30 protein-coding genes, 1 tRNA gene and 1 pseudogene are annotated in these 26,119 nt (G+C 66.1%); 19 read left to right on the plus strand and 13 right to left on the minus strand.

Features of this window, described 5'->3' with window-relative positions; genetic code table 11:
* Positions 1-233 precede the first annotated feature (233 nt).
* Positions 234-307 (plus strand) — tRNA-Pro (locus tag D6M19_RS23625).
* Between the two features lie 75 nt (positions 308-382).
* On the opposite strand, the gene D6M19_RS23630 is transcribed toward D6M19_RS23625, so the two are convergent.
* Complete coding sequence (locus D6M19_RS23630; RefSeq protein WP_123027705.1) at positions 383-1,333, minus strand: CbbQ/NirQ/NorQ/GpvN family protein; 951 nt, start codon at positions 1,331-1,333, stop codon at positions 383-385.
* A gap of 49 nt (positions 1,334-1,382) precedes the next feature.
* Positions 1,383-1,601: pseudogene (locus tag D6M19_RS34925) on the minus strand (nitric oxide reductase activation protein); the annotation flags it as partial.
* Here D6M19_RS34925 and D6M19_RS23635 point away from each other — a divergent pair.
* The 6 genes from D6M19_RS23635 (at position 1,580) to D6M19_RS23660 (ending at position 6,973) form a co-directional block, all read left to right on the plus strand.
* The gene (locus D6M19_RS23635; RefSeq protein ID WP_123027706.1) at positions 1,580-1,840 is read left to right on the plus strand and encodes a hypothetical protein; all 261 of its coding nucleotides are present in this window, start codon (positions 1,580-1,582) and stop codon (positions 1,838-1,840) included. The pseudogene D6M19_RS34925 and the gene D6M19_RS23635 sit on opposite strands and share 22 nt — an antisense overlap.
* 508 nt (positions 1,841-2,348) lie before the next feature.
* On the plus strand, positions 2,349-3,245 hold the full coding sequence (locus tag D6M19_RS23640) for an SDR family oxidoreductase (RefSeq protein WP_206428615.1): 897 nt from the start codon (positions 2,349-2,351) through the stop codon (positions 3,243-3,245).
* On the plus strand, positions 3,242-4,213 hold the full coding sequence (locus D6M19_RS23645; protein ID WP_123027707.1) for a tripartite tricarboxylate transporter substrate binding protein: 972 nt from the start codon (positions 3,242-3,244) through the stop codon (positions 4,211-4,213). The genes D6M19_RS23640 and D6M19_RS23645 overlap by 4 nt, the downstream gene beginning before the upstream one ends.
* Before the next feature lie 8 nt (positions 4,214-4,221).
* Positions 4,222-5,130: a DMT family transporter gene (locus D6M19_RS23650; RefSeq protein WP_206428616.1), complete on the plus strand. Its 909-nt coding sequence runs from the start codon at positions 4,222-4,224 to the stop codon at positions 5,128-5,130.
* Positions 5,127-5,909 (plus strand): bestrophin-like domain, encoded by a 783-nt coding sequence (locus tag D6M19_RS23655; protein WP_206428617.1) that lies wholly within the window; start codon positions 5,127-5,129, stop codon positions 5,907-5,909. Before D6M19_RS23650 ends, D6M19_RS23655 begins: the two co-directional genes overlap by 4 nt.
* Before the next feature lie 44 nt (positions 5,910-5,953).
* Complete coding sequence (locus D6M19_RS23660; protein ID WP_123027708.1) at positions 5,954-6,973, plus strand: iron-containing redox enzyme family protein; 1,020 nt, start codon at positions 5,954-5,956, stop codon at positions 6,971-6,973.
* Here the strand turns inward: D6M19_RS23660 and D6M19_RS23665 are convergent.
* The 6 genes from D6M19_RS23665 to D6M19_RS23685 all read right to left on the minus strand — a co-directional run bounded on the left by D6M19_RS23665 (position 6,953) and on the right by D6M19_RS23685 (position 10,311).
* Positions 6,953-7,171, minus strand: coding sequence for a CDGSH iron-sulfur domain-containing protein (locus tag D6M19_RS23665; protein ID WP_123027709.1), 219 nt, complete (start codon positions 7,169-7,171; stop codon positions 6,953-6,955). The genes D6M19_RS23660 and D6M19_RS23665 overlap by 21 nt on opposite strands.
* Positions 7,161-7,871, minus strand: coding sequence for a class I SAM-dependent methyltransferase (locus D6M19_RS23670; protein ID WP_123027710.1), 711 nt, complete (start codon positions 7,869-7,871; stop codon positions 7,161-7,163). Before D6M19_RS23670 ends, D6M19_RS23665 begins: the two co-directional genes overlap by 11 nt.
* 89 nt (positions 7,872-7,960) lie before the next feature.
* Entirely contained in the window at positions 7,961-8,113 is a 153-nt protein-coding gene (locus D6M19_RS34360) for a hypothetical protein (protein WP_164478656.1), read from the minus strand.
* Positions 8,114-8,125: 12 nt separating this feature from the next.
* Positions 8,126-9,112, minus strand: coding sequence for an LLM class F420-dependent oxidoreductase (locus D6M19_RS23675; RefSeq protein ID WP_123027711.1), 987 nt, complete (start codon positions 9,110-9,112; stop codon positions 8,126-8,128).
* 37 nt (positions 9,113-9,149) lie between these two features.
* Complete coding sequence (locus D6M19_RS23680; protein ID WP_123027712.1) at positions 9,150-9,614, minus strand: GatB/YqeY domain-containing protein; 465 nt, start codon at positions 9,612-9,614, stop codon at positions 9,150-9,152.
* 10 nt (positions 9,615-9,624) lie between these two features.
* Complete coding sequence (locus D6M19_RS23685; RefSeq protein ID WP_123027713.1) at positions 9,625-10,311, minus strand: SIMPL domain-containing protein; 687 nt, start codon at positions 10,309-10,311, stop codon at positions 9,625-9,627.
* Positions 10,312-10,391: 80 nt separating this feature from the next.
* Between D6M19_RS23685 and D6M19_RS23690 the strand changes: the two genes are divergently transcribed.
* The 5 genes from D6M19_RS23690 to D6M19_RS23710 are packed head-to-tail and all read left to right on the plus strand — an operon-like array spanning position 10,392 to position 15,648.
* Positions 10,392-11,555, plus strand: a complete 1,164-nt coding sequence (locus tag D6M19_RS23690; protein ID WP_123027714.1) for a DUF7847 domain-containing protein — start codon at positions 10,392-10,394, stop codon at positions 11,553-11,555.
* Between the two features lies 1 nt (position 11,556).
* A complete protein-coding gene (locus tag D6M19_RS23695; RefSeq protein WP_123027715.1) occupies positions 11,557-12,210 on the plus strand; it encodes a DUF4129 domain-containing protein in 654 nt (217 codons plus the stop codon).
* On the plus strand, positions 12,207-13,349 hold the full coding sequence (locus D6M19_RS23700) for a DUF4350 domain-containing protein (protein WP_123027716.1): 1,143 nt from the start codon (positions 12,207-12,209) through the stop codon (positions 13,347-13,349). The genes D6M19_RS23695 and D6M19_RS23700 overlap by 4 nt, the downstream gene beginning before the upstream one ends.
* Entirely contained in the window at positions 13,346-14,326 is a 981-nt protein-coding gene (locus D6M19_RS23705; protein ID WP_123027717.1) for an AAA family ATPase, read from the plus strand. The genes D6M19_RS23700 and D6M19_RS23705 overlap by 4 nt, the downstream gene beginning before the upstream one ends.
* The gene (locus D6M19_RS23710; RefSeq protein WP_123027718.1) at positions 14,326-15,648 is read left to right on the plus strand and encodes a DUF58 domain-containing protein; all 1,323 of its coding nucleotides are present in this window, start codon (positions 14,326-14,328) and stop codon (positions 15,646-15,648) included. Before D6M19_RS23705 ends, D6M19_RS23710 begins: the two co-directional genes overlap by 1 nt.
* Positions 15,649-15,684: 36 nt before the next feature.
* On the opposite strand, the gene D6M19_RS23715 is transcribed toward D6M19_RS23710, so the two are convergent.
* On the minus strand, positions 15,685-16,677 hold the full coding sequence (locus tag D6M19_RS23715) for a stage II sporulation protein M (protein WP_123027719.1): 993 nt from the start codon (positions 16,675-16,677) through the stop codon (positions 15,685-15,687).
* 28 nt (positions 16,678-16,705) lie between these two features.
* Between D6M19_RS23715 and D6M19_RS23720 the strand changes: the two genes are divergently transcribed.
* Entirely contained in the window at positions 16,706-17,611 is a 906-nt protein-coding gene (locus D6M19_RS23720; protein ID WP_123027720.1) for an RDD family protein, read from the plus strand.
* Positions 17,612-17,616: 5 nt separating this feature from the next.
* Here D6M19_RS23720 and D6M19_RS23725 read toward each other — a convergent pair whose 3' ends face one another.
* Both D6M19_RS23725 and D6M19_RS23730 read right to left on the minus strand, forming a co-directional pair.
* Positions 17,617-18,111 (minus strand): anthrone oxygenase family protein, encoded by a 495-nt coding sequence (locus D6M19_RS23725; RefSeq protein ID WP_123027721.1) that lies wholly within the window; start codon positions 18,109-18,111, stop codon positions 17,617-17,619.
* A gap of 68 nt (positions 18,112-18,179) precedes the next feature.
* Entirely contained in the window at positions 18,180-18,842 is a 663-nt protein-coding gene (locus tag D6M19_RS23730) for a DUF998 domain-containing protein (RefSeq protein ID WP_123027722.1), read from the minus strand.
* 94 nt (positions 18,843-18,936) lie between these two features.
* Between D6M19_RS23730 and D6M19_RS23735 the strand changes: the two genes are divergently transcribed.
* Both D6M19_RS23735 and D6M19_RS23740 read left to right on the plus strand, forming a co-directional pair.
* Complete coding sequence (locus tag D6M19_RS23735; RefSeq protein WP_123027723.1) at positions 18,937-19,569, plus strand: TetR/AcrR family transcriptional regulator; 633 nt, start codon at positions 18,937-18,939, stop codon at positions 19,567-19,569.
* Between the two features lie 21 nt (positions 19,570-19,590).
* Entirely contained in the window at positions 19,591-20,532 is a 942-nt protein-coding gene (locus D6M19_RS23740; RefSeq protein ID WP_123027724.1) for an AraC family transcriptional regulator, read from the plus strand.
* A gap of 1 nt (position 20,533) precedes the next feature.
* On the opposite strand, the gene D6M19_RS23745 is transcribed toward D6M19_RS23740, so the two are convergent.
* Complete coding sequence (locus tag D6M19_RS23745; protein WP_123027725.1) at positions 20,534-21,874, minus strand: carotenoid oxygenase family protein; 1,341 nt, start codon at positions 21,872-21,874, stop codon at positions 20,534-20,536.
* Between the two features lie 75 nt (positions 21,875-21,949).
* Between D6M19_RS23745 and D6M19_RS23750 the strand changes: the two genes are divergently transcribed.
* The 4 genes from D6M19_RS23750 (at position 21,950) to D6M19_RS23765 (ending at position 24,549) form a co-directional block, all read left to right on the plus strand.
* On the plus strand, positions 21,950-22,483 hold the full coding sequence (locus tag D6M19_RS23750) for a PadR family transcriptional regulator (protein ID WP_123027774.1): 534 nt from the start codon (positions 21,950-21,952) through the stop codon (positions 22,481-22,483).
* A 111-nt stretch (positions 22,484-22,594) separates the two neighbouring features.
* Positions 22,595-22,774 (plus strand): Rv2628 protein family, encoded by a 180-nt coding sequence (locus D6M19_RS23755; protein WP_407665401.1) that lies wholly within the window; start codon positions 22,595-22,597, stop codon positions 22,772-22,774.
* A 131-nt stretch (positions 22,775-22,905) separates the two neighbouring features.
* A complete protein-coding gene (locus D6M19_RS23760; protein ID WP_123027727.1) occupies positions 22,906-23,613 on the plus strand; it encodes a PadR family transcriptional regulator in 708 nt (235 codons plus the stop codon).
* 48 nt (positions 23,614-23,661) lie between these two features.
* A complete protein-coding gene (locus tag D6M19_RS23765) occupies positions 23,662-24,549 on the plus strand; it encodes an oxidoreductase (RefSeq protein WP_123027728.1) in 888 nt (295 codons plus the stop codon).
* A 51-nt stretch (positions 24,550-24,600) separates the two neighbouring features.
* Here D6M19_RS23765 and glpK read toward each other — a convergent pair whose 3' ends face one another.
* Positions 24,601-26,118, minus strand: a complete 1,518-nt coding sequence (gene glpK, locus D6M19_RS23770) for a glycerol kinase GlpK (protein WP_123027729.1) — start codon at positions 26,116-26,118, stop codon at positions 24,601-24,603.
* Position 26,119: the final 1 nt, after the last annotated feature.

Consider the following 26,119-nt stretch of genomic DNA (forward strand, 5'->3'; position numbering starts at 1 on the left):
CCAGGGCGAAGAAACCCACATAGATGGAGGCTCCCAACCCAGTCATTTCACGCCTCGTTTCGACCGATATGCGGCTACTTGCCGTCATTGTGCATAACGACACCGACAATCAAGATCCATCCCGCGGCGTGGCGTGACCTGAGTCGCTAAATCGTGACTTCGCCCACATTCGTCCGCGGATTATCGATTTGGCGGCACACCTGACCGGTGCGATACGCTGTCGAGGCTTCACGCGGGGTGTGGCGCAGCTTGGTAGCGCGCTTCGTTCGGGACGAAGAGGTCGTGGGTTCGAATCCCGCCACCCCGACCGCGAAAGTGCAGCCGAGGGGCCCTGACCAGGAATTCTGGTCGGGGTCTTTTTCTGTCGCCTAGGTGTCCATCATCAGCACTGCCGACTGATGCCCAAGCATCGTCTGCACTGCCTTCGGATTCGCTCCTCCGCTTGTCGCAAGAGACGCGGCGGTGTGCCCGATGGCGTCCAGGGCTGCGTGGAGGCTCCGGCCTCACCTGCGACGTAGACCTCGATCATCTTCATCAGGCCGGCCTGCACGCTCGGGTCGTCGCTGAGGGGTGCGGCAATGGCGATCTTCGCAGCGTCGCGCGGAGTGAGCCCTTCGGCGATGAGTCGCCCTGCGGCGATCAGCACGCGGGTCGACGCGACCTCACGTAGCCCTGGGGTTTCCAGTCGTCGTATCGCCTGGCTGAACCGGACGAGGGTCGCGGCGACATCGGGGGAGATGCCGGCTTCCCCGTTAAGGATCTGCTCTTCTATTTCGGGTGTGGGGAAGCCGAACTCGATGGCGACCATCCGTTGGCGGGTCGAGTCTTTGAGGTCTTTCAGAACGCTTTGATAGCCGGGGTTGTACGACACGACGAGCCCGAAGCCTTCCGCTGCATTGAGCGTGACCCCCAGTCGTTCGATGGGCAGTTGTCGCCGGTGATCGGCGAGGGGGTGCAGCACGACGATGGTGTCCTGCCGGGCTTCCACCACCTCGTCGAGGTAGCAGATCGCTCCTTCGCGGACAGCGCGGGTGAGCGGGCCGTCGACCCACTCGGTTTCACCGCCACGTAGGTGGAAGCGGCCCACGAGGTCGGCGGTAGTGAGATCGTCGTGGCACGACACGGTGATCAACGGTCGATTCAGGTCATGGGCCATCGCTTCGACGAAACGCGTCTTCCCGCAACCGGTTGGTCCTTTGAGGACGACGGACAAACCTTGCCGATAGACGGCTTTGAAGAACTGCTCTTCGTTGCCGGTCGGCGCGTAGAAGGGCCGCTGGGTTGGTGGCGTCGTCGGATCGGTCACGGAGTGGTCGGTGTCGACGGCGGTCATCTGTTTCCTTCTACTTGGTTGACGGGTGCTGGTGTGGTCTGTGACGTGGTCACGCCGCTCGTCGGCGAACGTCGGCTGATCGCAGAGCCGAATGGACTAGTGCACCGACTGCATGCACCAGTTGCGTGTGATTGAAAACTGTTGCGTGCGCTGCTGTTCCGAACAGTCGTTCCAGCGAGTCTTCGTCGGCGTTCGCTCCGAACGTCAGGCACAGCCCGCCGGTTCCACGGTTGCGGGCCTCGGTCAGTGCGCGTCGCGCGTCGGCAGCACGAGATCGTCACACTCGTCGTCGATCTCGAAGATCGCTGGGGCAGTGCACTTTTCCGCGATGAAATCGGCCTGTACTTCTCGCCGACGCGGCCAGAAGACGACGAGTGGACCGACCACCCCACCATCGTTTTACTCGCCGGTGAAATCGTGCGTGCCCGCAACCGTGGCGACGTGTTCTCTGATGTCGACGCTTTCCATAGCGCGGTGTTCTTCCTGCTTGGCCTTACGCACTTCTGACGACTATGCGCAGCAACGCTCCCGGACGAGACGGACTGCTCGCGAAGTTCGTTGCAAGTGAACTTCGAAGCCTGCGAGTGGAAGTCGTTTCGCCCGCATAGCGCCAGCGATGCGACTGTCAAGGGGGTGATCGCAATCCGCAGCCAGTCCCTCATTGCCAAACCCGCTGGTGATGTTGTTCGGGACGAAGAGGTCGTGGGTTCGAATCCCGCCACCCCGACCGCGAGAGTGCTCGTCGCGCCGCCCGAGGAAACAGTTTGGGTCCAGACCCCTCACAGAGCCATCAGTGACCACCGCTGCGGAAGTCAAATTGACGTCTCCGTGGCGAACCGATCGCCGGTCCGCTGCGATGGCGCCAGGTGCATTCACGCAAATTCTGTCAGGCACTGCAAAATAGCTGATTATCTGCGTGAAGCACCGACAGTCATCTAGGCTTAGCAAGCCGAATTTCGAGCTGGCTGCTCGGCCGGGCCGCTGCTACAGCAATCGCCCGAACGATTAGGGGTGGATGGCAGTGTTACCGAACATCAAGAGAGCTATGCGGCTGGCCGGAATGCGGCCAATGCCGCGATGGTCTGCGCGCGCAACCGTCGATCTACGCGGCAGACGGATCCTGCTTACCGGTGCGTCTTCGGGAATCGGAGCGGTCGCCGCGCAGAAGCTCGCCGCCGAAGGCGCAACCGTCATCTGCGTTGCGCGTCGCGAGGCCCTGCTGTCAGACGTCGTTGACCGCATCATCGCGGCCGGCGGGCACGCTACCTTCCGCGGAGCCGACCTTTCCGACCTCGAGCAGGTCGACGATTTGGTACAGGCAGTCGGCCCGGTCGACGTGTTGATCAACAACGCGGCGAGGTCGATACGCAGGCCGCTTGCTGACTCTTTGGCACGCTGGCATGACATCGAACGAGTCATGCAGCTGAACTACTACGCTCCGCTGCGACTCATTCGCGGCGTGGCCCCAGGCATGATCGAGCGCGGCGACGGACACATCATCAACGTCGCCACCTGGCGTGTGCTACCGGAATCATCCCCAATGTTCGCCGCCTACAACGCATCCAAGGCGGCGTTGAGCGCCGTCAGCCGTGTCATCGACACCGAGTGGGGCAACCAGGGCGTGCACTCGACGACCGTGTATTACCCGTTGGTTGCCACGCCGATGATCGCGCCCACCCGCGCATACACCGGTGTGGCGGCACTCACCGCGGATGAGGCCGCCGACTGGATGGTGACCGCGGCCAAGACCAGACCGATCCGCATCGCGCCCCGCAAGGCACTCGCGCTACGCGCACTCGACGTTGTCGCACCCCGCAAGCTCAACGGCATCCTGGAACGCGAGACCAATCGAATGAATGCACGCACAGCCGAAGTCGCCAAACCCGCACCGACAACCAGCATCTCACGATGATCAAAACCGTACTCGGCGCCGTGCTGGCTGCCTCGCTCATCCTGACCGGCTGCCAGAGCACCGACCAGGCGCCAGACGGAGAAGGCTATCCCTCTGGGCCGGTGACGATGACGGCGGGAGCCAACCCGGGCAGTGGATTCGACATCACGATCCGCTCGGTCGTCGAAGCGTTGCAGAAAGAGGAGATCGTCAAAGTGCCACTGCCGGTGCAGAATCGGCCGGGCGGCAGCGGAGCGGATTTTCTGGCGACCATGGTGGAGCAGTACAAGGGCGCCGACGATCAAGTCTCGGTCACGTCCCTGTCGATGATGATGAACGAACTGCGCGGCAAGTCGAATTACGGCTACGACGACGTCACCATGATCGCCCGTCTGATGACGGAGTACTTCGTCGTCGTCACCGCGCCCGGCGCCCCGTTCGAGAACCTCGGGGACGTGTTGACCGCGGTCAAGTCCGACCCTGCCCGCGTCAAAGTCGGTGCCGCTCATGACGACGAGGCCCCGTTTGACCTGCTTGTTTCGGCGGCGGGTGGCGATCCGTCGTCCGTCAGCTACAGCCCCGTCGAGGGTGGCGGTGACCAGCGCGCGGCGCTTCGCAGCGGCGATATCAGCGTCGCGCTCGGCGGTGTCAGCGAGTTCATCGATGCACTGAAGTCAGGAGACCTCAGGGCGCTCGGTGTGCTCTCCGAGAAGCGGCTCCCCGGCCTCGACGCTCCGACCGCGAGAGAACAGGGATTCGACGTCACCCTCGCGAACTGGCGGGGCCTCTACGGGCCCCCGGACATGCCGCAGTTCGCCGTCGCGTACTGGCAGAACGCACTCGGCCAGATGGTGAACACGACCACCTGGAAGCAGATCGCGGAGCGAAGCCAGTTCACCACCACGTTCATGACCGGTGAGGAATTCGCGGCCTTCCTGGCGGAAACCCAGGCGGACGTCAAGGCCGCACTCGAACAGGCGGCCAAGTGAGTGGCGTGGTGACCACCAACACCGGCGTGGGTCACCGACCCGAAAACCTCGGCCTGGCAGCGGCTCTCACCACCGCAGCATTCTTCTGCGTCGCGTTGGTCGGCACCCTTGCGAAGGTGTCGGGCCAGTACACCTCGACCGGAGTGCTGCTGCTGTCCCAGAACTTGATCTGCTTGTTGTTCATACTTCCGGTGGCGCTACGGGGCGGCTGGTCATCGCTACGGACCGACAAGATCGGCCTGCACATCCTACGCGCGACAATGGGCACCGCGTGCTGGTATGCCCTGTTCTTCGCGATCACGCAGATTCCGCTGTCCAACGCGACACTTCTGACCTACAGCGCACCGCTGTGGATGCCTCTCATCGCCTGGCTCGTCACCCGCCAACGGGTATCCAGACTGACCTGGATCGGCGCGGGCATCGGCTTCGCCGGGGTGATCCTCGTGCTTCAACCGCAAGGACACAGCTTCAGCCTCGGCGAGCTGTCCGCGCTCTCAGGCGCCCTCTTCCTTGCCGTCGCCATGATGTCGGTCCGCTGGCTCGGGGCCACCGAACCAACGACCAGAGTCCTCTTCTACTACTTCTTGCTCTCGACCGTGATGTCGGTCCCCATCGCGGTTTTCGACTGGCACCCATTCACCTCGCAGGCCTGGGGTTGGTTGATCGCCCTCGGTTTTGCGCAGTTGTTCTCCCAAGCCCTCATCGTGGTGGCCTACCGGTACGCGTCGGCGGAAAAGGTCGGCCCGTTCATCTACTCCGTCATCGTGTTCACCGCACTCATCGACTGGATCGTCTGGCAGCATGCACCGACGCTGTCCTCGTATCTCGGCATGGCCCTGGTGATCGGAGGAGGACTGGTGGCGATTCGTGCCAAACGCAGCGCGCCAATGGGCCCGAAGGTAGGAGAGCAAGCGTGAGTCAGTGGTTGGTGAGCAACCTCCCGTCCTGGTTGCTGTTGCTGGGAGTCATCGCCGTCGTGGCGGGCGGCGCGGTCGTCATACAGATATTCGTGCGCCGCAAGTTCACCAACCTCAAGGGTGAAGAGCACAACGATGTCATCAGGTTTGCGTTCGGGGTGATCGGGTTCGTGTTCGCGTTCTTCGTCGGTTTCGTTGTATCGGCAATGTGGGGACAGATCGGCGATGCCGACGGTAGGGCGCGGACCGAAGGAGCGGCGGGTGTGCAGCTGGTCAGGGACGCGTCGGTGTTCGAGCAGCCTGACAACGACCGAATTCGCAAAGCTCTGCTCGAATACGAGCAGGCCGCGTTGGTCGAGTGGCGCGAGGCCGCCAACGGCGGTTCTTATCCCGAGGCCGATGACGCATTGTCGCGTCTCTATTCCGCCTATGACGGCGTCCAAGCGCGCACCGACACCCAAAAGACTTTGCTTGCCGCCTCTTTCAGCAGCCTCGACACCCTCAGCCAGGCCCGCACGCAACGGGTACTCCAGGCGCGCACAGACGTCGGGCCACCCTGGTCACTGTGGGCGGTCATTTGGCTGACCAGCGGGCTGCTCGTGGGGTGCGCCATCATCTACGGCGTCGAGAAACCCGCCACCCACTACACGATGGTTGCGATTCTGGGCGTGTTGGTGGCCGCCAACGTATTCCTCGTTCTTGAACTCTCACACCCGTTCATCGGCGAGATCGGGACGTCCTCGGAACCGCTGCAACAGGTGATCCGGCTGCTGAGTTAAGAAGCTCCGGTTTGACAGGCGTCGGCGGTGGGCATCAGGGCTCTGTGACACTGGCATCACCCAAGCTCGAACCCGCACTGCCCTCGGCGACGGGGCCGCTTTCGTCGACCGTCCTTGACCTGCTGGCCTGCCGTCCGCCACAGCGGGCATTCAGTCTTGTCGCCCTGCCGGTCGCGGAGGTCGACCCTTACGGGCTCGACCTGCACCTGGCGTTGTATATCTGCTACGAGATGCACTACCGCGGGTTCGCGGGGGTCGACCCCCGCTGGGAGTGGAACCCGGAGCTGCTGGCGCTGCGGTCCCAGCTCGAAGATGTCTTCCTCGAAGCGGTCAGGCTCGACGTCGGCGAGATCGCAGCCGACGAGCACGCCGAAGCCGAGATGGACGCCCTCTGCGTCGAGCCGGTCGACGGCACCGGCCCGTCCTACTACCTGCGCGACGAAGGCACCTGGGAGCAGATGCGGGAGTACTTCGCGCACCGCTCGCTTTATCACCTCAAGGAGGGCGATCCGCACGCCTGGGTCATTCCCCGGCTCACCGGCCAGGCGAAGGCGTCGTTCGTCGCCATCGAGTTCGACGAGTACGGCGGCGGTCACGGCGACCGGGTGCACCAGCAGCTGTTCGCCGACCTGATGGACGCCGCAGGGCTGGATGCGTCGTATCTGGGTTACCTCGACGCCGTCCCCGCCGAATCTCTGGCCGTGGTCAACCTGATGTCGATGTTCGGGTTGCACCGGGAGCTGCGCGCTGCCGCCATCGGACATTTCGCGGCGACGGAGATCACCTCGCCGCCCGGATCACGCCGGCTGGTCGAGGCACTGCAGCGGATGGATGCCCCCGATGCCTGCGTCCATTTCTACGCCGAGCACGTCGAAGCCGACGCCGTGCACGAGCAGGTGGTTCGCGTCGACGTGGTCGCCGACCTGGTGGCAGCCGAACCGCACCTGGATCGCGATGTGGTATTCGGGATCAGGGCAAGGGATTTGGTCGAGGACCGGCTTGCCGCCCACATGATGGGGTGCTGGGCCGATGGCCGGTCGTCGTTACGCAGGCCGCTGAGCTGACGGGTCGTCGCTTCGCTGCCGCCTGCGGTGGCTGGTATCGCACAACGGGTAGCTCTTCGACCGTCGGCACGCGCAGATCGCCACCATGAAGCGGTCGGAATCGACGACGCTGCCGTCGGGCATTTCGATGCGCACCGGCCCCTGCACCATCACGGGTCCGGATGGCACCACCCGCACGATCCGGACATCATCGCTCATGGTCGCCTCCCGCCTTGTCCGCTCTGATCACAACCAGCTCCTCTTCGCGCCGACCGGAATCGAGCCTGCCGGTGTCTTCGAGCCATTGCGCCCGCGCTGACAGCACCGGGCCGAACGGAATCCATTGAGAAGCCAGGATTTCGGCGTCGAGGCCGCTGCCGGCGAGCGCAGCCAATGTCTTTCGGGGGTTCGAGAACTCGGAATGCACCAGCAGCATCGTGCCGCCGTCGGCGAGCAGGTCGCGCACCGACGCGCACAGTGGGTCGAGCACGAGCCTGCCGTCACAGCCGGCATCCCACGCTCTTGGCGGTCCGACATGTGACGGCAGATCGAGTTCTTCAATGCCCGGGTCGTGCGGAATGTAGGGCGGATTGCAGACCACAAGATCATATGGGCCGAACTCCGCCGCGCGTGCCCATGAGCCGAGATGCGCTGAGACGTCGACGCACGCTGCCGAAACCTGTTGGCGGGCAAAATGTACCGCGCGCGGACTGATGTCAAACGCGTCCACCGCCGTGGCACCCTGATTGGCCGCCGCTATCGCGACGACGCCACTGCCTGTACACAGGTCCGCGACCCGGCGACGTCGCGCCAAACCGGTTTTGTCCATCATGTCGATCAGCAGCTGGGAGTCTTCTTGCGGCGCGTAGACGCCCTCGGCGACGACCGGCGCTTCCCAGTCGTTGTAGGCAGTGGTCAAGGTCGACCCTCCGGATGTGTGCGGACAAATCGGGCATGTAAATTCCCGATCTCGACACCGTTAAACCGGGCCTACGTGTTTGCTCCGCCTCAGGCCGTCGGCTCGTCGCCGACCTCGGCGACATCGGGCGTGTTCTCGCGAGTCGCCATGCCGCCCTCGCGCCCTTCGTCCTTCGGGCCTGGCCTGCCGCCCTTCGGCTCGTCGGCGCTTTCGTCGTCGTAGATTCCTTGTCCGCGCGTCATCTCAACCTCCTGCTACTGCGATGCGGTGCGCAGCTTGTCCAGCAGCGGTTCCGCCGCCTCTTTGAAAAACAGATCCTGGGACTCGTCGCCGATCTGCACCAACGCGATGTCGGTGAAGCCGGCCTCCCAGTACTCGCGGACGGCGTCGACGATCGCGTCCAGATCCGGGCCGCACGGGATGGAGTCGGTGACGTCCTCGGGCCTGACGAACTGCGTCGCTCCGTCGAATCCGGCAGTGGTCGGCAGGTCGGAGTTGACCGCCCATCCGCCTGCGAACCAACGGAATTGATCATGAGCACGAGCTATCGCCGCATCGCGGTCGGGATCCCAGCAGACCGGTATCTGACCGATCACCCTGACATCGCCGGGCAGGCCGGTCGCGCGACGCGCGTCATGCCAGGAGTCCACCAATTCCTTGTTCGGTTCGACGGCGATCAGGTGGTCGGCCAGCAGCGCGAACTTCTCCACCGAGCGGTCTCCTGACACCGCCGCCGCGATCGGCACGCCCGCGTCAGGGACATCCCAGAGGCGGGCCGAGTCGACCTCGAAGTACTCGCCTTTCCAGTCGACCAGCTCACCGGTGAACAGCTCGCGCATGATCTGAATCGCTTCTTGGAGCATCTCCTGGCGTCGAGCCACCGTGGGCCAGCCCTTCCCGACGACGTGCTCGTTGAGGTTCTCACCGCTGCCGACGCCGAGGGTGAACCGGCCGTCGGCCAGAATTTGAAGGGTTGCCGCTTTCTGCGCCACGACGGCGGGGTGGTAGCGGATCGTCGGGCAGGTGACGTAGGTGAACAGCTCGACACGCTCGGTGGCGTGCGCAACCGCGCCGAGCACCGACCACGCGTAGGGGGCATGGCCCTGCGACGAGAGCCACGGGAAGTAGTGGTCGCTGGAGACTTCGAAGTCGAACCCGACACGCTCCGCCGAAACGGCGTAGTCGACAAGCTGTTTGGGTCCGCTCTGTTCGGTCATCAGGGTGTAGCCAAAACGCGTCATGGCGTCTGGTTACCCGGGTGCCAGACGGCGAAAACGGCTACAGGCGAGCTTTGACCGCGGCCGAGAGGCGCGCCCCGTCGGCCTTGCCTGCGGCGATCGCCGTCGCGGCCTTCATCACCTGGCCCATCTGTTTCATGCCCGGCGCTTCGCCGTTCTCCTCGGAGACCGCAGCGATTGCCGTGTCCACCACGTCGGCCAGTTCTGCTTCGGTCAACGGCGTTGGCAGATACTCGTCGATGACTCGGGCCTCGGCGTGCTCATTGGCCGCCAGTTCGCCACGGCCGTTCTGGGTATAGATCTCCGCCGACTCGCCGCGCTTCTTCGCTTCCCGTGCCAGCACCTTGAGCACGTCGTCGTCGGACAGTTCGCGCGACTGCTTGCCTGACGTCTCCTCGGCCTGGATCGCCGACAACAGCATTCGCAGCGTTGCGGTGCGCAGCTTGTCCTGCGATTTCATCGCACTTGTCAGATCTGCACGCAGCCGGTCCTTGAGTTCCGCCATGACGCCGACGCTACGCCGTCGGATGCCCGTCCTCACCGATGAACCGCGCATCGACGGTCGCCGAAACCTCGATGTCCGCCGGTATCAGTTCGACGTCTGACCCGCCGCCGTCTGCGGCGCCCACACGCATGTAGGCGGCTCCCCCGCCCCTTTCCGGATGCAGATTCGGGCCCAACATTCCGGCGTCTGCAATGGCGACCGGCGCGATCTTGCCGAGCCCGAGCGCGTCGGCATACAGCTGAGCACGGACGACGGCGTCTTCGACCGCCCTGGTGTGAGCCTGCCGCTGCAACTCCGTTCGCCTCTTCGACGTCAGGGTCCACTCGACGTGGGAGATCTTGAAGCCTTCGGTGTTCGTGACGTGCTGGCCGACCCAGCGCGACAGCGACGAGAAGTCGCGGAACTTCACCTCGATTCCGACCCTCGCGTAGTGCACGAGCGGAAGCTGTATCCCGTCTTTGTTCCACGGCCTGTTCGACCAGGTGCGCAATTGCTGTGCCGACCACCACGTCACGGGCCCGTGGTCGCCTGTCTTCAGCGGGGTGACCGATGCCTTGACGGCCTCCAGATCGCGGGCCACCCGGTCGTACACCGGCTCCATCGCCGGCCCCTCGTACGCGATGGTGGCGTGGACGGTCCCGCGTTCGGGAGACTGGAACGCGCTAAACGTTCCTCGGACGGTGATCTCGGTCGGCATGCGGCCACCGTAGCGGCGGCGAAGGACCGGCCGATGGCCCGCCGCGGTCCACGTTGTCAATTTTCCCGGTGATCGACAGGATGGTGGCCATGAGCAACCCTGGGTACCCGCCGCCCGGCTACCCACCGCCCGGCTACCAGGGCTACCCGCCCCCCGGCTATCAGCCGTACCCGCCGCCCGGCTACCAGGGCTATCCACCGCCCGGCTATCCCGGCTACCCACCGCCGGGCTATCCACCACCCGGCTACGGCCCGCCTCCGCCGATGCCGCCCGCAATCAAGCCGGGCGTCATCCCGCTTCGGCCGCTGACCCTCACCGACATCCTCAACGGCGCGTTCTCCTATATCCGGACCAACCCCAAGGCGACGCTCGGGCTGACGACGGTCGTGGTGGTGGTCGCCCAGCTGATCGGGCTGGTTCTGCAGATCGGCCCGCTGGCCGCGATGGGCGAACTCGGCATGCTGCGCGGAGAGGAAGCGTCGACGGCTGCGCTGCTTGGCTCGTCGGCCTCCAGCATCGCCAGCACCGTCACCACGCTGCTGTCGTCGATCGTGCTCAGCGGCATGCTCACGGTCATCGTGGGAAGGGCGGTGTTCGGCGCAGGAATCACGATCGGCGAGGCATGGCAGCGTGTCCGCGGGCGACTGCTCCCGTTGTTCGGCTACATGCTGTTGTGGCTGCTCGCGGTGGCAGTCCCGGTGTTCATCGTGGTGTTCGTCGTCGCCATCGTCGTTCAGTTCAGTGGCGCCGCGGCCTTCGTCCTGGCCATCCCCCTCGGGCTCGGATTGATTGCGCTGCTCGTCTATCTGTGGACGGTGCTCAGTTTCGCTCCGCCGCTGATCGTGCTGGAACGCCTCGGTGTCTTTCCGTCGATCAGCCGGTCCGTGCGGCTGGTGAAGGGTGACTTCTGGCGCGTGTTGGGGATCCGGCTGCTGGCGACGCTTGTCGCAGGGGTGATCGCGGGGGCGGTGTCGATTCCGTTCAGCCTCACCGGCCAACTCATGCTGATGGGTTCGGAATCCACCGCAACGACCCTGATCGCGCTGGTGCTCGTCGCCGTCGGCAGCGCGGTCGGCCAGATCGTCACGGCGCCGTTCAGCGCGGGCGCGGTGGTGCTCCTCTACACCGACCGGCGGATCCGTGCCGAGGCGTTCGACCTGGTGCTGCAGACCGGCGCGGCGATCGCGGCGCCGGGTGCGGCACCGGACTCGACCGACCACCTGTGGCTCACCCGGCAGCCCTGACGTGCCCGCAATCGATATCGACCGAGACGCCGCCCATGAGGCGGCCCAGCGTGAACTCGCAAAGCCCATCTATCCCAAGCCATCTCTGACCCAACGTTTCTCGGAGTGGCTGGACGACCTGCTCTACCGCATAGTGCAGGAGGGCTCGAAGCTGCCAGGCGGCTGGTTCACCATTTCTGTGCTGCTCATCATCCTCGCGATCGCGATTGTGGTGGCGGTGCGAATCGCGCGGCGCACCATGCGTACAAACCGCGGCGGCGAGCACGCACTGTTCGATTCGCATGAATTGACCGCCGCTGCGCACCGCGCGACCGCCGAACAATTTGCCGCGCAGGGTAATTGGGCCGCCGCCATCCGCCACCGCCTCAGAGCCGTCGCGCGACAGCTCGAGGAAGACGGCGTGCTCAACCCCGTGCCGGGCAGGACGGCGACCGAGCTCGCGGTGGATGCCGGAGCGGCCCTTCCGGACCTCGGCGGCGAACTGACGCAAGCCGCAACCGCGTTCAACGATGTCACCTACGGCGAGCGGCCCGGCACCGAGCCTGCCTACCGGATGATCACCGACCTCGACCGCCATCTACGGTCCCGCGGTGCGACGAGGTCTGGCACGTCGGCGATCCCCGCCGCGACAGACACCTGGACGGCGATTCGATGACAGACGTCGACACCGCGATTGCACCGACGGCGAGGCAGCGCTGGCGGGCGGGCCGTTGGGTGATCTCTGCGCTGGTCCTCATCACCGCTGTCGCCGCGTTGACGACACTTCTGACGTCGGCCCGGCCCGGCGGCCGGATGGACCCTGCCGCAACATCTCCCGAGGGCGCTCATGCCTTGGTCACCTTGTTGCGCGACCACGGTGTCGATGTGGTCGTCGCAGACGACATCGATGCCGTCGAACGGGCGGCACGACCAGACACACTGGTCATCACCGTGCAGACGAACCACCTCGTCGACGATGACGTACTGCGCCGGCTGGCTGCAGTGCCCGGCGACCGGCTCGTCGTCGAGCCGATCTCGCGGACGAGAGAGGTTCTCGCGTCCGAGGTTCGCCGCGACGCGCTGGGCAGTGAAGGCGGCTCTCCGGACTGCGATCTGCGGGAGGCCACCAGGGCCGGGGATGTCCAGTTCGGTGCGAGCGACGCATTCGAGGCGGAAGGCGACGTGCCGGTGACACGGTGCTACGAGGGGGCGGTCGTCCGCTACACCGACGAGGGTCGCACCGTGACGGTCGTCGGCACCTCGGACTTCATGGCCAACTCGGGACTGCTGAAGCGGGGCAACGCGGCGCTGGCCATGAACCTGGCCGGCGCGGCGCCACGGGTCATCTGGTACGCCCCGCAACACACCGAGGGCGAATCATCAGGCGGTGCGACAGTTTTTGACCTCATCCCCGACCGCGTGACGTGGATCTTCCTGCAGCTGTGCCTGGTCGTGCTGTTGGTCGCGCTGTGGAAGGGCCGACGAATCGGCCCGCTGGTCGCCGAGCGACTGCCGGTCGTGGTGCGCGCGTCGGAGACCGTGGAGGGCCGCGGCAGGCTCTATCGGTCGCATCGTGCGGGTGACCGCGCCGCCGACGCGCTGCGCACTGCGACGCTGCAGCGTCTGCTGCCCCGCCTCGGGCTCGGACCCAACGCCGACCCCGCGGCCATCGCGGCTGCCGTCGTCGGACGAATCGGGCAGGACCCGGAGTTCGTCCGGCACACCCTGTTCGGGCCCGCCCCTGCCACCGACACCGACCTGCTGAACCTCTCCCACGCTCTCGACAACATCGAAAGGCAGGTCGCCCAGTCGTGACTCAGCCAGTAGCAGCCACAACCCCCGCGACATCGGACGGCGCACGGAATGCGTTGTTGGCCTTGCGAAACGAGATCGCCAAGGTGGTCGTCGGCCAGGACGCCGTCGTCAGTGGCCTCGTGATCGCCCTGCTGTGCCGCGGCCACGTGCTGCTCGAGGGTGTGCCGGGCGTGGCCAAGACGCTTCTCGTGCGTACCCTCGCCGCGGCCCTCCAACTGGAGTTCAAACGAGTTCAGTTCACCCCGGACCTGATGCCCGGCGACGTGACCGGCTCGCTGGTCTATGACGCGCGCACCGCCGAGTTCGAATTTCACGCGGGCCCGGTCTTCACCAACCTGCTGCTGGCCGACGAGATCAACCGCACCCCACCCAAGACCCAGGCCGCACTGCTGGAAGCGATGGAGGAACGCCAGGTCAGCGTAGAAGGCGAGGCCCGTCCGCTGCCCGATCCTTTCATCGTCGCCGCGACACAGAACCCCATCGAGTACGAGGGCACCTACCAACTTCCCGAGGCGCAGCTGGACCGTTTCCTGCTGAAGCTCAATGTGCCGTTGCCACCGCGCGACCACGAGATCGCGATCCTGGACCGGCACGCGCGCGGCTTCGACCCGCGCGACCTGTCCGCGGTGCAGGCCGTCGCGGGGCCCGCCGAACTCGCCGCGGGACGTGCGGCGGTGCGGCAGGTGCTGGTGGCCGACGAAGTGCTCGGCTACATCGTCGACATCGCCGGAGCCACAAGGCATTCGCCTTCTCTCCAGCTCGGCGTGTCACCGCGTGGCGCGACCGCACTGTTGGCCACCGCGCGGTCCTGGGCATGGCTGTCGGGCCGCAACTACGTGACACCCGATGACGTCAAAGCCATGGCGCGCCCGACGCTGCGGCACCGGGTGGCGCTGCGACCGGAGGCCGAACTGGAGGGCGCGAATCCCGACGGTGTGCTCGACGGCATCCTGGCGGCCGTTCCGGTGCCCCGGTAGTGGTGCTCACCGGCCGTACCGGCCTGGTGGCGTTGATCTGCGTATTGCCCATCGCGCTGTCACCCTGGCCCGCAACGGCGTTCATTGCCCTGCTGGCTCTTCTTGTGATTGCGGTCGCGGTGGACATCGCCTTGGCAGGCAGTACCCGCCGGCTCAGGTTCGTCAGGTCGGGGGAGACCGCCGCGCGACTGGGTCAGCCCGTCGCCGCCGGGCTGACGATCCAGAACGTCGGCCGCAGCCGGTTCAACGGCGAGGTCCGCGACGCCTGGCCGCCGAGTGGACGCGCCGAGCCGCGCACGCACCCACTGGACGTGGCTGCGGGACAACAGATTCAGGTGCAGACCTGGCTGCGGCCGGTGCGCCGCGGCGATCAGCAGTCGGCGTTGGTCACGGCCCGCTCGATCGGTCCGCTCGGCCTTGCCGGCAGGCAGGGTTCGCACCGGGTGCCGTGGGAGATACGGATCCTGCCGCCGTTTCTGTCCCGTAAGCATCTGCCGTCGCGACTGGCCAAGCTGCGGGAACTGGAGGGCATGGTTCCGGTGCTGATCCGCGGGCGGGGCACCGAATTCGACTCTCTGCGTGAATATGTCATCGGCGATGACGTCCGGTCCATCGACTGGCGCGCCACCGCCCGCCGCGCCGACGTCGTGGTGCGCACGTGGCGGCCCGAGCGCGATCGTCGTGTGGTCATCGTCTTGGACACCGGCCGCACATCGGCGGGCCGGGTCGGCGTCGACCCCACCAGAGCCGACCCCGGCGGCTGGCCCCGGCTGGACTGGTCGATGGATGCGGCGCTGTTGTTGGCGGCGTTGGCTTCCCGGGCCGGCGATCACGTCGACTTCCTGGCCCATGACCGGGTCAGCCGAGCCAGCGTGTTCAACGCATCGCGGACCGAACTTCTCGCGCAGTTGGTCAACGCGATGGCTCCCCTTGAGCCCGCGCTCGTCGAATCGGACGCCACCGCGATGGTGTCGGCCGTAGCGCGCCGGGTGCGGCGACGGGCGCTGGTGGTGCTGATGACTGACCTGAACGCCTCGTCGCTCGACGAGGGCCTGATGACGGTGTTGCCCGCGCTGTCGGCCAAGCACCAGGTGTTGTTGGCCGCGGTCGCCGACCCTCGAGTCGACCGGCTTGCGGCAGGCCGGGACGACGCCGCGCAGGTGTACGACGCCGCCGCTGCGGAACGGGCGCGCAACGACCGGCGGATGATCGCATCGAGGCTGCGTCGCCACGGGGTCGACGTCGTCGATGCGGCGCCGGAGGAGTTGGCGCCCGCGCTGGCCGACCACTATCTGGCGATGAAGGCCAGCGGCCGGCTGTAGTCCGGCTTTAGGGTAATCCGGCCCCGAAGGCACGGGTCAGCCCGTCGGGACGACGTCCGGCGCGTCGTCGACATCACCGGTCTCGTTCGCCGCAACGGCTTTTCGACCGAAGTGAATGACATAGGCCAGGAACCCGGCCTCGGCGAGAATGCCGATTCCGATCCGCACGAATGTCGGCAGCGGTGACGGCGTGACAAGGGCTTCGATCAGGCCCGCGACCAACAGCACCGCGACCAATCCGACCGCGACGGACACCACTGCCCTGCCCCGTTCTGCGAGCACCTGAAGCCGAGGGCGGTTGCCCGGCGAGATCACCGACCAGCCGAGCTGCATGCCGACCGCGCCCGCAAGGAACACCGCGGTCAGCTCGATCAACCCGTGCGGGGCGAGCAGGCCGAGCATGATGTCGCCCTTGCCCGCGTCGAACATCAGGCCCGCGATGACTCCGACGTTGGCGGCGTTCTGAAACAGCAGATACGGAATGGGAATGCCGAGCAGCAGTGCGAACGCGATGCACCGGGCGGCCACCCAGGCGTTGTTCGTCCACACCTGCAACGCGAACGAGCCTGCAGGGTGCTCGCTGTAGTAGTCGGCGAACTCGTGGTTCACCAATTGGTCTATCTCACTGGGAGTTCCGACGGTGGCCTGCACTTCCGGGTTGCCGGCCACCCACACCGCGATGATGACGGTGACGACGAAGAAGGCCAGCGCGGTCGCGGCCCACCACCGCCAGCTGCGGTAGGCGACGACCGGGAACGACACCGTCCAGAACCGGACGAATTCACTCCACAGCGGTGCGTGGGCACTGGTGACCGCCGACCGGGCCCTGGCGACCAGCGACGACAACCGGCCCACCAGCACCGAGTCGCCGGATGCCGTCCGCACCATCGACAAATGCGTCGACACCCGCTGATAAAGGTCGACCAGCTCGTCGACCTCGGCGCCGGTCAGCCGCCGACGCCGCTTGACCAGCTCCTCGAGCCGCTGCCACGTCGGCCGATGGGCGAGCACGAACGCGTCGACATCCACCCTCCAAATCCTAGTAGCGTGGGCTTTCATGGTCGGGCATGCAGAACAGGTGGTGACCGGCGACGCCGTCGTGCTCGATGTTCAGATCGCGCAGCTGCCGGTGCGGGCGCTGTCCGCGCTGATCGACATCGCGGTGATCTTCGTCGGCTACATCGCCGGCGTGATGCTGTGGGCGACGACGCTGGACCGGTTCGATTCCGCGCTGTCGGGCGCGGTACTGGTCATCTTCACCGTGCTGACCATGGTCGGCTATCCGCTGATATTCGAGAGCGCGACGCGAGGCAGGACGCTGGGCAAGATGGCGCTCGGGCTGCGGGTGGTGTCCGACGACGGCGGCCCGGAGCGCTTCCGGCAAGCACTGTTTCGGGCACTGGCATCGGTGATCGAGATCTGGACGTTCTTCGGCGGGCCCGCGGTGATCTGCAGCCTGCTGTCGTCGAAGGGCAAACGGATCGGCGATGTGTTCGCAGGCACCGTCGTGATCAGCGAGCGCGGGCCGAAGCTTCCGCCTCCCCCGGTGATGCCTCCGTCGTTGGCGTGGTGGGCATCGTCGCTGCAGCTATCGGGACTGGGTCCCGAGCAGGCCGAGTTGGCCCGCCAATTCCTCTCTCGCGCATCGCAGTTGGATCCTCGAATCCGCGAGCAGATGGCCCATCGCATCGCCGGTGACGTGGTCGCGCGGGTCTCCCCGCCGCCTCCGCCCAGTGTCCCCCCGCAGTACGTGCTCGCGGCTGTGCTTGCCGAACGGCACCGACGAGAATTGGAGCGGCTACGACCCGCGCCGGCGGAGCCACCACCACCGCCACCGTCGTGGGGTGCTCCCCCGCAGTGGGCACCAGCGCCGGCGCAGGGGGCGCCTGCGCCGCAGTCCTGGTCTCCGCCGCCGCCGGTTGCCCCGCCACCCGACGGCGGCGGCTTCGCCCCGCCTGGCTGATCGGGTCAGCGATACCGTGCGCCGATCAGCATCAGCGCAGGGGCCACGATGGCGGTGCAGGTGCGGACGTGGTTCCACGCCGTCCACGTCGAGAAGTACGCCTGCCATTCACCGGCGGCGTCGGCGAGCGACAGTCCCGCCGGGTCGACGGAGTCGAGGTGGTTGTTGAGCGGCACGTTGAACGCCACCGTGATGACGGCGCCGAGCACGCCGAAGATCGCACCGGCCAGAAGCCATCCGCTGCCCGGTTGGCGAATCTGGACGATGGCCACCACCCCGACGGCCGCCGCGAGCACGGCCGCCCCGAGGTAGGCCACCAGGAAGGGTGCATTGGCGTTCGCTTCGGTGTTGATACCGCGCATCGCGGTGATCGCGCTGAGCGGGCCGGTGCGATCCAGTCCGCGCATCACGAAGGTGGAGAAGACGTACATCATTCCCGCGGCGGCCGCGCTGGCGATCGCGGCGATGGAGACAAGGACGACGGTCGGACTCATGTTCATGAGTTGGAGTCAACCGATGGCGGCCGAGACGATCCATCGTTGATCGTCGCGATCACATACGTAGTCGTCTACATCCCAACGCCCTTGTAGAGCTTGATGGAGATAGCGGTCATCCAGGCCCACGCCAAGACGACCGCTGCGGTAAACGACAGGATCGCGACGGCGCCCGCGCCTGATGCCATAAAGGCGAAAGTGCCCGCGAAAACGAGTCCGGTGACCCGCGAGAACCACGCCCAGCCCCCTTCACCGGCGCGCGAGAAACATGCAGCGAAGACGAAGCACGAGGCCACGAGAGCGATGAACGCGACGCCCGCGACCGTGAGATGAACCATTGCGTGCCATGTCGGTTCAGCCATTCCGGGTGGTGTGCCGGGCGGGAAGCCGTCGGACGGATCGGCGCGAAAAATCCCTGCTGCGACCAAGCCGGCGCCATAAGCGCCGAGCAGGCCCGCCGCCCACGCAGAGGAACGGCCGGCGCCGAGCGCCCGTCGAACGCCCACTGCGGCGGCAATGGTCATGGCGCCCGTGACGAGGAAGGTGACTATTTGCACCCAGCCGAGGTCGCCGTTGGCGAGTTGGCTTGCGGCGTGCCGGGTGGGGTCGAAGCCCTCCCTGGTCGCCACCTGCGCGGCTACCGAGGCGACGTAGAGGGGTCCTGCGATCACCCCGTAACCGAGCAGCGACTTCGTGACGCGATCGGCCAAGGGTGGGCACGTTGTCGCAGCGGTCATGATTGAGCCTCCCTGTGGAACTAGACGGTTCAGTACTGTAATCGGGCGGGAACTGGACTGTCTAGTACTCTCACTGGATGGAACGGATCGGGACATGATCGAGGCGATGCTTCCAGCGCGCTCCGCACGAAAGCGGCAGACGATCCTCATAGCCGGCCAGCAGCTGTTCCTGAGCAACGGCTATCAGGGCACCAGCATGGATCAGGTCGCGGCAACCGCCGCCGTTTCGAAGCAGACCGTCTACAAGCATTTCGGCGAGAAGCGGGAGCTGCTGTTCGCAATCGTCAGCGACGCGCTCGACACTGCAGCCTCCACCATCCGGGACCGGATCGCCGCGCTGACCGTCAGCGGCGATCTGGAATCCGACCTGGTCCTCCTCGCAGGCGACTACCTGCGCACGGTGTTGGACGAACGCGTAGTCCAACTGCGACGGCTGGTGATCGGCGAGGCGAATCGGTTGCCAGAACTGGCTCGGCTCTACTACGAGCACGCGCCACTGCGCACACTCACTGCACTCACCGAGACGTTCGGCGAACTCGATAGGCGCGGTGTCTTGAACACACCCGAACCATCGCTTGCCGCAGAGCATTTCGCATTCCTGGTGGTGGGCAGGCCGATCGATCAGGCATTGTTTCAGGGCGCCCCGAAAGTACTTGTTGATTTCGACGTCGAGGCCTATGCCCGAGCCGCCGTCGACGTCTTCCTTGCGGCATACCGGCCGCGCTAGGGCAGCGCTAGGCTCGCGGGCGTGGACGCCGTCGTCGGACTTCTCGATGGGGTACGCGCGCGCGGTGCGTTCGTGCTGCGGATGGTGCTGGACCCGCCGTGGTCGATGCGCATTCAGGACGACGCGCCGCTGACCCTGATCTGCCAGACCCAGGGCAGGGCGGCCATCGTCGGCGACAGCTGCGGGACCGTTTGGCTCGAGGCCGGGGACGTCGCACTCACCCGTGGCACCGAGCACTACCGTTTCGCCGACGACCCAACCACCGCGCCCACGATCGTCATCCATCCCGGCAACCGCTGCACCACGCTGTCCGGCGCCGACCTCCACTTCGAGATGTCGCTCGGGGTACGCACCTGGGGCACCAGCGCCGGCGGGGCCGATCGATCGATCGTCTGCGCCTATGAAGGGCAAAGCGAGGTCAGTGCCCGGCTGCTCGATGCGCTGCCGACCGTGTTGGTGCTTCGGGCGCACGAGTGGGACACCCCGCTGGTCGACCTGTTGGCCGCCGAAGCCAGCCGCGACGGTTCTGGTCAGGAGGCGTACCTCGACCGGCTGCTCGATCTGCTGCTGATCGCGGTGCTACGCACCTGGTTCGACCGCGAGGAGAACGCCCCGGCGTGGTGGCACGCCGAACAGGATCCGGTCGTCGGGCCGGCGCTGCGACTGATCTACAACAACCCGTCGCATCCGTGGACCGTGGCCAACCTCGCTGGCGCCGTCGGCTCTTCGCGTGCGGCGTTCGCGCGCCGGTTCACCGAACAGGTCGGCGAGCCACCCATCGCGTTCTTGACAGGTTGGCGACTCGCGTTGGCCGCCGACCTGCTGCGGTCAAGCCAGGCGACGATCGCGGCAGTCGCCAAGCAGGTCGGCTATGGCACGCCGTTCGCGTTGAGCAGCGCGTTCAAACGCGCATACGGCGTCAGCCCGAACACGCACCGGGCCGCCGCGGCCCGTCCCGCGTGAGCTACGCGCCAATCCAGTTCCCGTGGAAGCCGAACGGAACCCGGTGCGGCAGCTTGATTCTGGCCACCGGATCGCCCGCGAAGTCGGACGCGTCGATGATCACCAGATCGCTGCCGTCGCGTGCCGAATCGTAGACGTAGCCGAGGTACCAGCCGTTGCCTTCATCGGCGGGCCCGGTGGTCGACGGCACGAACACCGCCTCGCCGGGCCGGCCCGGCGCCTTCTCGGTACCGAGCCGATGCTCGACGGCACTGCCGGTGTCGAGGTCGTAGCGAACCAACGCGGTCTCACCGACCGACACCGCGTAGCGGGCGGGCAGGCCGGCCAGCCGGTCGTCGATGCGCGGGAACTCGATAGGCCGGTCGTCTAGCTGACGCTCGGCGACCTTGCCGGTGCCCAGGTCGATGATCCAGCTCCACAGCACGCCGTCGGTTTCGAAGCCACTGGTGCCACGCCACAGCTCGGGGTATCGGATAGCTTGCAGCACAATCGAATTGCCGTCATCGTAGGCGTTGGCGACATGGAACACGTAGCACGGGTCGATGTCGAACCAACGGACCTCGCCGAACGGATCGTCTCGTCGCAGCACACCGAGGCGGGCGCCGTAGTTGTCATCCCAGCGGTAGGGCATGTCGCGGTTGCCCGCCATCGCGACGTCAAGATCGAACACGACGGGCAGATCCATGAAGACGACATGTCGCGCCGTCAGTGCGAAGTCGTGCATCATCGTCAGCGCCGGGACGTCGAGCGGGCGGTTGATGGTCAGCTCGCCGTTGGCGTCGGCACGGTGATAGGTGACGTGCGGCGAGAAGATGCTGCCGTAGCCGAAGAAGTGCAGCTCGCCGGTTGTCGGGCAGATCTTGGGGTGCGCCGTCATCGAGTCGGCGAGCTTGCCGCCGAAGTCGTAGGCGCCCAATGTTTCCAGCTCGTTGGTGATCTCGTATGGCAGCGATGATTCGACGAGCGCCAGCGTCTTGCCCGCGTGATTGACCACGTGCGTGTTGGCGACGCTGGAGTGCAGGTTGCGGGTGCCGTCTGCGTTGTAGATCGGGAAGCTCTTCTCGAAGCTCTCGGTGCGCACCCACCGGTTGCGGTACCAGGCGGCGCGGCCACGCTCGACCCGGATGCCGTGGATCATCCCGTCACCGCTGAACCAGTGTCCCGTCGGGACTCGCGGGTTGGGTCCGTTGCGCAGATACCAGCCGTCGAGCTCGGCAGGGATGGCGCCTTCGACGGTGAGGTCGAACTCGGTGAGCTCATCGGCGACGGGCGCGTAGTTGTCGCGCTGGAAGAAGTCGTCGGTGCCGAAGATGGCTGAAACGTTCGAAGTGGTCTCGGTCATTGAAGTCTCCTGTTGTTGACATTTCTAATGTGACATGTCATTAATGACCTGTCAAGAGTGGAGTACGATCATCGGGTGAGTCTGCGGATGGCGGCGCTCGGCTTGTTGGCACAGCAGCCCGGCAGCGGGTATGACCTGCTGAAGACGTTCGAGAAGTCGATGGCCAATGTGTGGCCCGCGACCCAGAGCCAGCTCTACGGCGAGCTCAACAAGCTCGCCGACGCCGGGCTCATCGAGGTGGCGGACATCGGGCCCCGCGGGCGCAAGGAGTACCGAATCACGTCAGCCGGGCGCGCCGAGTTGCAGCGCTGGGTGATGAACCCCGAGGACGACCCGCCGTTTCGGGATGCTTCGCTGTTGCGCGTGTTCCTGCTGGGCGAGATCGAACCCGAACAGGCCCGCAGGCACATGGCCGCGGTCGCCGAGCACGCCGACTCGGAGGTGAAGCGGCTCAAGGCTCTCAGCGACTCCATCGACTGGACCGACGGGGACGGCCTGTTCTTCGGCCGTGCCGCACTCGAATACGGCCTTCGGCTCGGCGCCATGGAGGCCGACTGGGCGCGTTGGGTCATCCGCGAGCTCGACAAGCGTGCCAAGAACACGAAGTAGTCCCATCCGTCGGCCCGAGGTCGCCGAATACCGGTCATGCACCGACAGATGATCCGCACCGATCCGATCTACCGAATAACCCATCGCTTATGGCGGGGGCGATCCGCGGACGTGAAATCCCACGAGATCGCGACGACCGTCTCCGGTTGGTTGGCGGAGCTCGGCGTGCGCAGTCCGTTGGTCGAAGACCTTGCGCGAGCGGTTCGAACCGACAACTGGCGCGCGGCCAACGCGATCGGGGCGTTCCTGTCCGTCGACGTCGCCGTCGCGGCAGGCGGTCGTAGCCGCTGAAGAAAAGCGTGTGACCTGCCGATAGTGCGTCGAGCGACCGCTCGGCGTTGCATCCCGATAGATTCCGATATATCGTTGACGCATCGGAATCGCATGAGGCGGTTCCTGACCTAAGAAAAAGGACCTTTCACATGAATGACCCATTCACACCACCACCCGGTGGATTCGGCTTCGGGTTCGACCCGGAGCAGCGTCGTGCGCTGCACGAGCAGCGGCGGCACGCTCGTCGTGAGTTCCGGGAACACATCCGGGAGCACGGCACAGACCGGCGCGGCCCGTTCGGCCCCGGCTTTCAGGCCGGCTTCGGGTTCGGACCCGGCCGCGGCGGGTTCGATCCTCGCGGAGGCTTCGGTTTCGGCGGCCCGCGCGGCCGTCGCGGCGGAGGCAGACGCGGAAAGCGTGGCGACGTCCGCGCAGCCATCCTGGCTCTGCTGTCCGATCGCGCAATGCACGGATACGAGATGATCCAAGAGATCTCCGATCGCAGCGGCGGCCTGTGGCGCCCCAGCCCGGGATCGGTGTACCCAACACTGCAGCTGCTGGTCGACGAGGGCCTCATCGTGGGCACCGAAAGCGAAGGCAGCAAGCGGCTTTTCGAGCTCACCGACGACGGCCGCACGGCCGCCGAGAAGGTCGAGACACCGCCGTGGGAGGAGATCGCCGAAGGCTGGAAAAACGAAGAACCCGGCCAGGTCAGTCTCCATAAAGCGTTGAGCCAGCTGATGGGTGCGGTGGCGCAGTCCGCGCATACCGCAACCGAGGAGCAGCAGGCGCGCATCGCCGACATCGTCAACAACGCCCGCCGCGAGGTCTACAACATTCTCGGCGAGACCGAGTAACCGCGGCCGGTCGGAATATGCCCAGCGGGATTGGTGTACGCATTGAGTATGCAAACCTTCCCGCTGGGCTCCTTCCATGTCGGCCGCGTCGGCTACGGCGCGATGCAGCTGCCCGGACCGGGTGTGTTCGGTCCGCCTCGTGACCACGACGAAGCAATCGCCGTGCTGCGCCGCGTGATCGAACTGGGCATCAACCACATCGACACCGCGCAGTTCTACGGGCCGAACGTGTCCAACGAGCTGATCCGCGAAGCCCTGCACCCCTACCCCGCCGACCTGGCCTTGGTCAGCAAGGTCGGTGCACGCCGCGACGACACCGGCGCATGGCTGCCTGCGCAGCAGCCCGACGAACTGCGGGCCAGCATCGAGGAGAACCTGCAGACCCTTGGCACCGACCGGCTGGCAGCGGTGAACCTTCGCGTGCACGACGAAGCCACCGACCCGAACTCGCCCGCCAAGGTCGACCGCGAACTGTTCGACCGTCAGCTCGACACGATGATCACGGCCCGAGATGAGGGCCTCATCGGCGGAATCGGGTTGAGCAGCATCGTCGTTGAGCATCTGCAGATCGCGCTGGAGCGCACCGAGATCGTCTGCGTGCAGAACGCGTACAACCTCGCCGACCGGACCTCACAGCCGGTGCTCGACGCCTGCATCGAACACGACATCGCGTTCGTCCCGTTCTTCCCGCTCGGCTCGGCGTTCGCCGCGGACAACCCGGTCCTCGGCAACCCGGTCATCCGGCGGACGGCAGAGCAGACGGGTCGTACCCCGGCACAGATCGCGCTCGCGTGGACCCTTTCGGTCGCGCCCAATGTGCTGCTCATCCCCGGCACATCATCGGTGCGGCACCTCGAGGAGAACACCGCCGTCGCCGACATCGAGCTCGACGACGAAACCCGCACGCAGCTCGACGACGCCAGCAGCCCGGCCTGATTGTGATTTCGGCGCGCTGACGTACGCTCAGCGTCGATCAGCGCGCCGAAATCACTCGACGTCGACCCAGTCCAGCGTCCGTTCGACGGCTTTCTTCCAGCCCGCGTAGCCTGCGGCGCGCTGGTCCTCACTCCAATTGGGAGTCCAGCGCTTGCCCTCCCGCCAGTTGGACCGTAGGTCGTCGGGGTTCTCCCAGAACCCGACCGCAAGTCCCGCGGCGTATGCCGCGCCCAACGCCGTCGTTTCGGCGACCACGGGCTTGACCACATCGACCCCGAGGACGTCCGCCTGAATCTGCATGCACAGGTCGTTGGCGGTGATGCCGCCGTCGACCTTGAGCACCTCCATGTGCACCCCCGAGTCGGCCTCCATCGCGTCGACGACGTCGCGGCTCTGGTAGCAGATCGCCTCCAGCGTCGCGCGCGCCACATGGGCGTTGGTGTTGTACCGCGACAGCCCGACGATGGCGCCGCGCGCGTCGCTGCGCCAGTACGGTGCGAACAACCCCGAGAAGGCGGGCACGAAGTACACCCCGCCGTTGTCCTCGACCTGCCTGGCGAGCGATTCGCTCTGCGAAGCGCCGCTGATGATGCCCAACTGGTCGCGCAGCCACTGCACGGCCGATCCGGTGACCGCAATCGAACCCTCAAGCGCGTAAACGGGTTTGGCGTCGCCGAACTGGTAGCAGACCGTCGTCAGCAGCCCGTTGTTCGAGCGCACGATCTTCTCGCCGGTGTTGAGCAGCAGGAAGTTGCCGGTGCCGTAGGTGTTCTTGGCCTCGCCCGCGGCAAGGCACACCTGGCCGACCATGGCCGCCTGCTGGTCGCCAACGATCCCGGTCACCGGGACCTGTCCGCCCAGCGGTCCGTCGTCGCGGGTGACGCCGTATGACTCGGGGTATGACGACGGCCTGATCTCGGGCAGCATCTGCCGGGGGATGTCGAAGAACGACAGCAGCTCGTCGTCCCAGTCGAGCGTTTCGAGGCTCATCAGCATGGTTCGGCTGGCGTTGGTGACGTCGGTGACATGCACACCCCCACGGGGTCCGCCGGTCAGGTTCCACAACACCCACGAGTCGGCGGTGCCGAAGATCGCGACGCCCTTCTCGGCGTCGGCCCGCACCCCCTCGACGTTCTCCAGGATCCAAGCCACCTTGCCGCCCGCGAAGTACGTGGCAGGCGGCAGACCGGCCTTTTGCCTGATCACATCGCCGCGGCCGTCCCGGTCGAGCGCGGACGCGATACGGTCGGTGCGGGTGTCCTGCCAGACGATCGCGTTGTAGTACGGGCGGCCGGTGTTCTTGTTCCACACCAGCGAGGTCTCGCGCTGGTTGGTAATACCTAGCGCCACAAGGTCATTGGCGGACAGCTTGGTCTTGTTCAACGCCGACGTCAGCACCGATGCGGTGCGTTCGGTGATCTCGACCGGGTTGTGCTCGACCCAGCCTGCCTGCGGCAGGATCTGTTCGTGCTCGAGCTGATGGCGGCCGACCTCGGCGCCGTCGTGGTCGAAGATCATGGCGCGGGTACTTGTCGTGCCTTGGTCGATCGCGGCGACGAACTCTGCCAAC

The sequence above is a fragment of the Mycolicibacterium stellerae genome, assembly GCF_003719305.1.
GTDB classification, from domain to species: Bacteria; Actinomycetota; Actinomycetes; order Mycobacteriales; family Mycobacteriaceae; genus Mycobacterium; species Mycobacterium stellerae.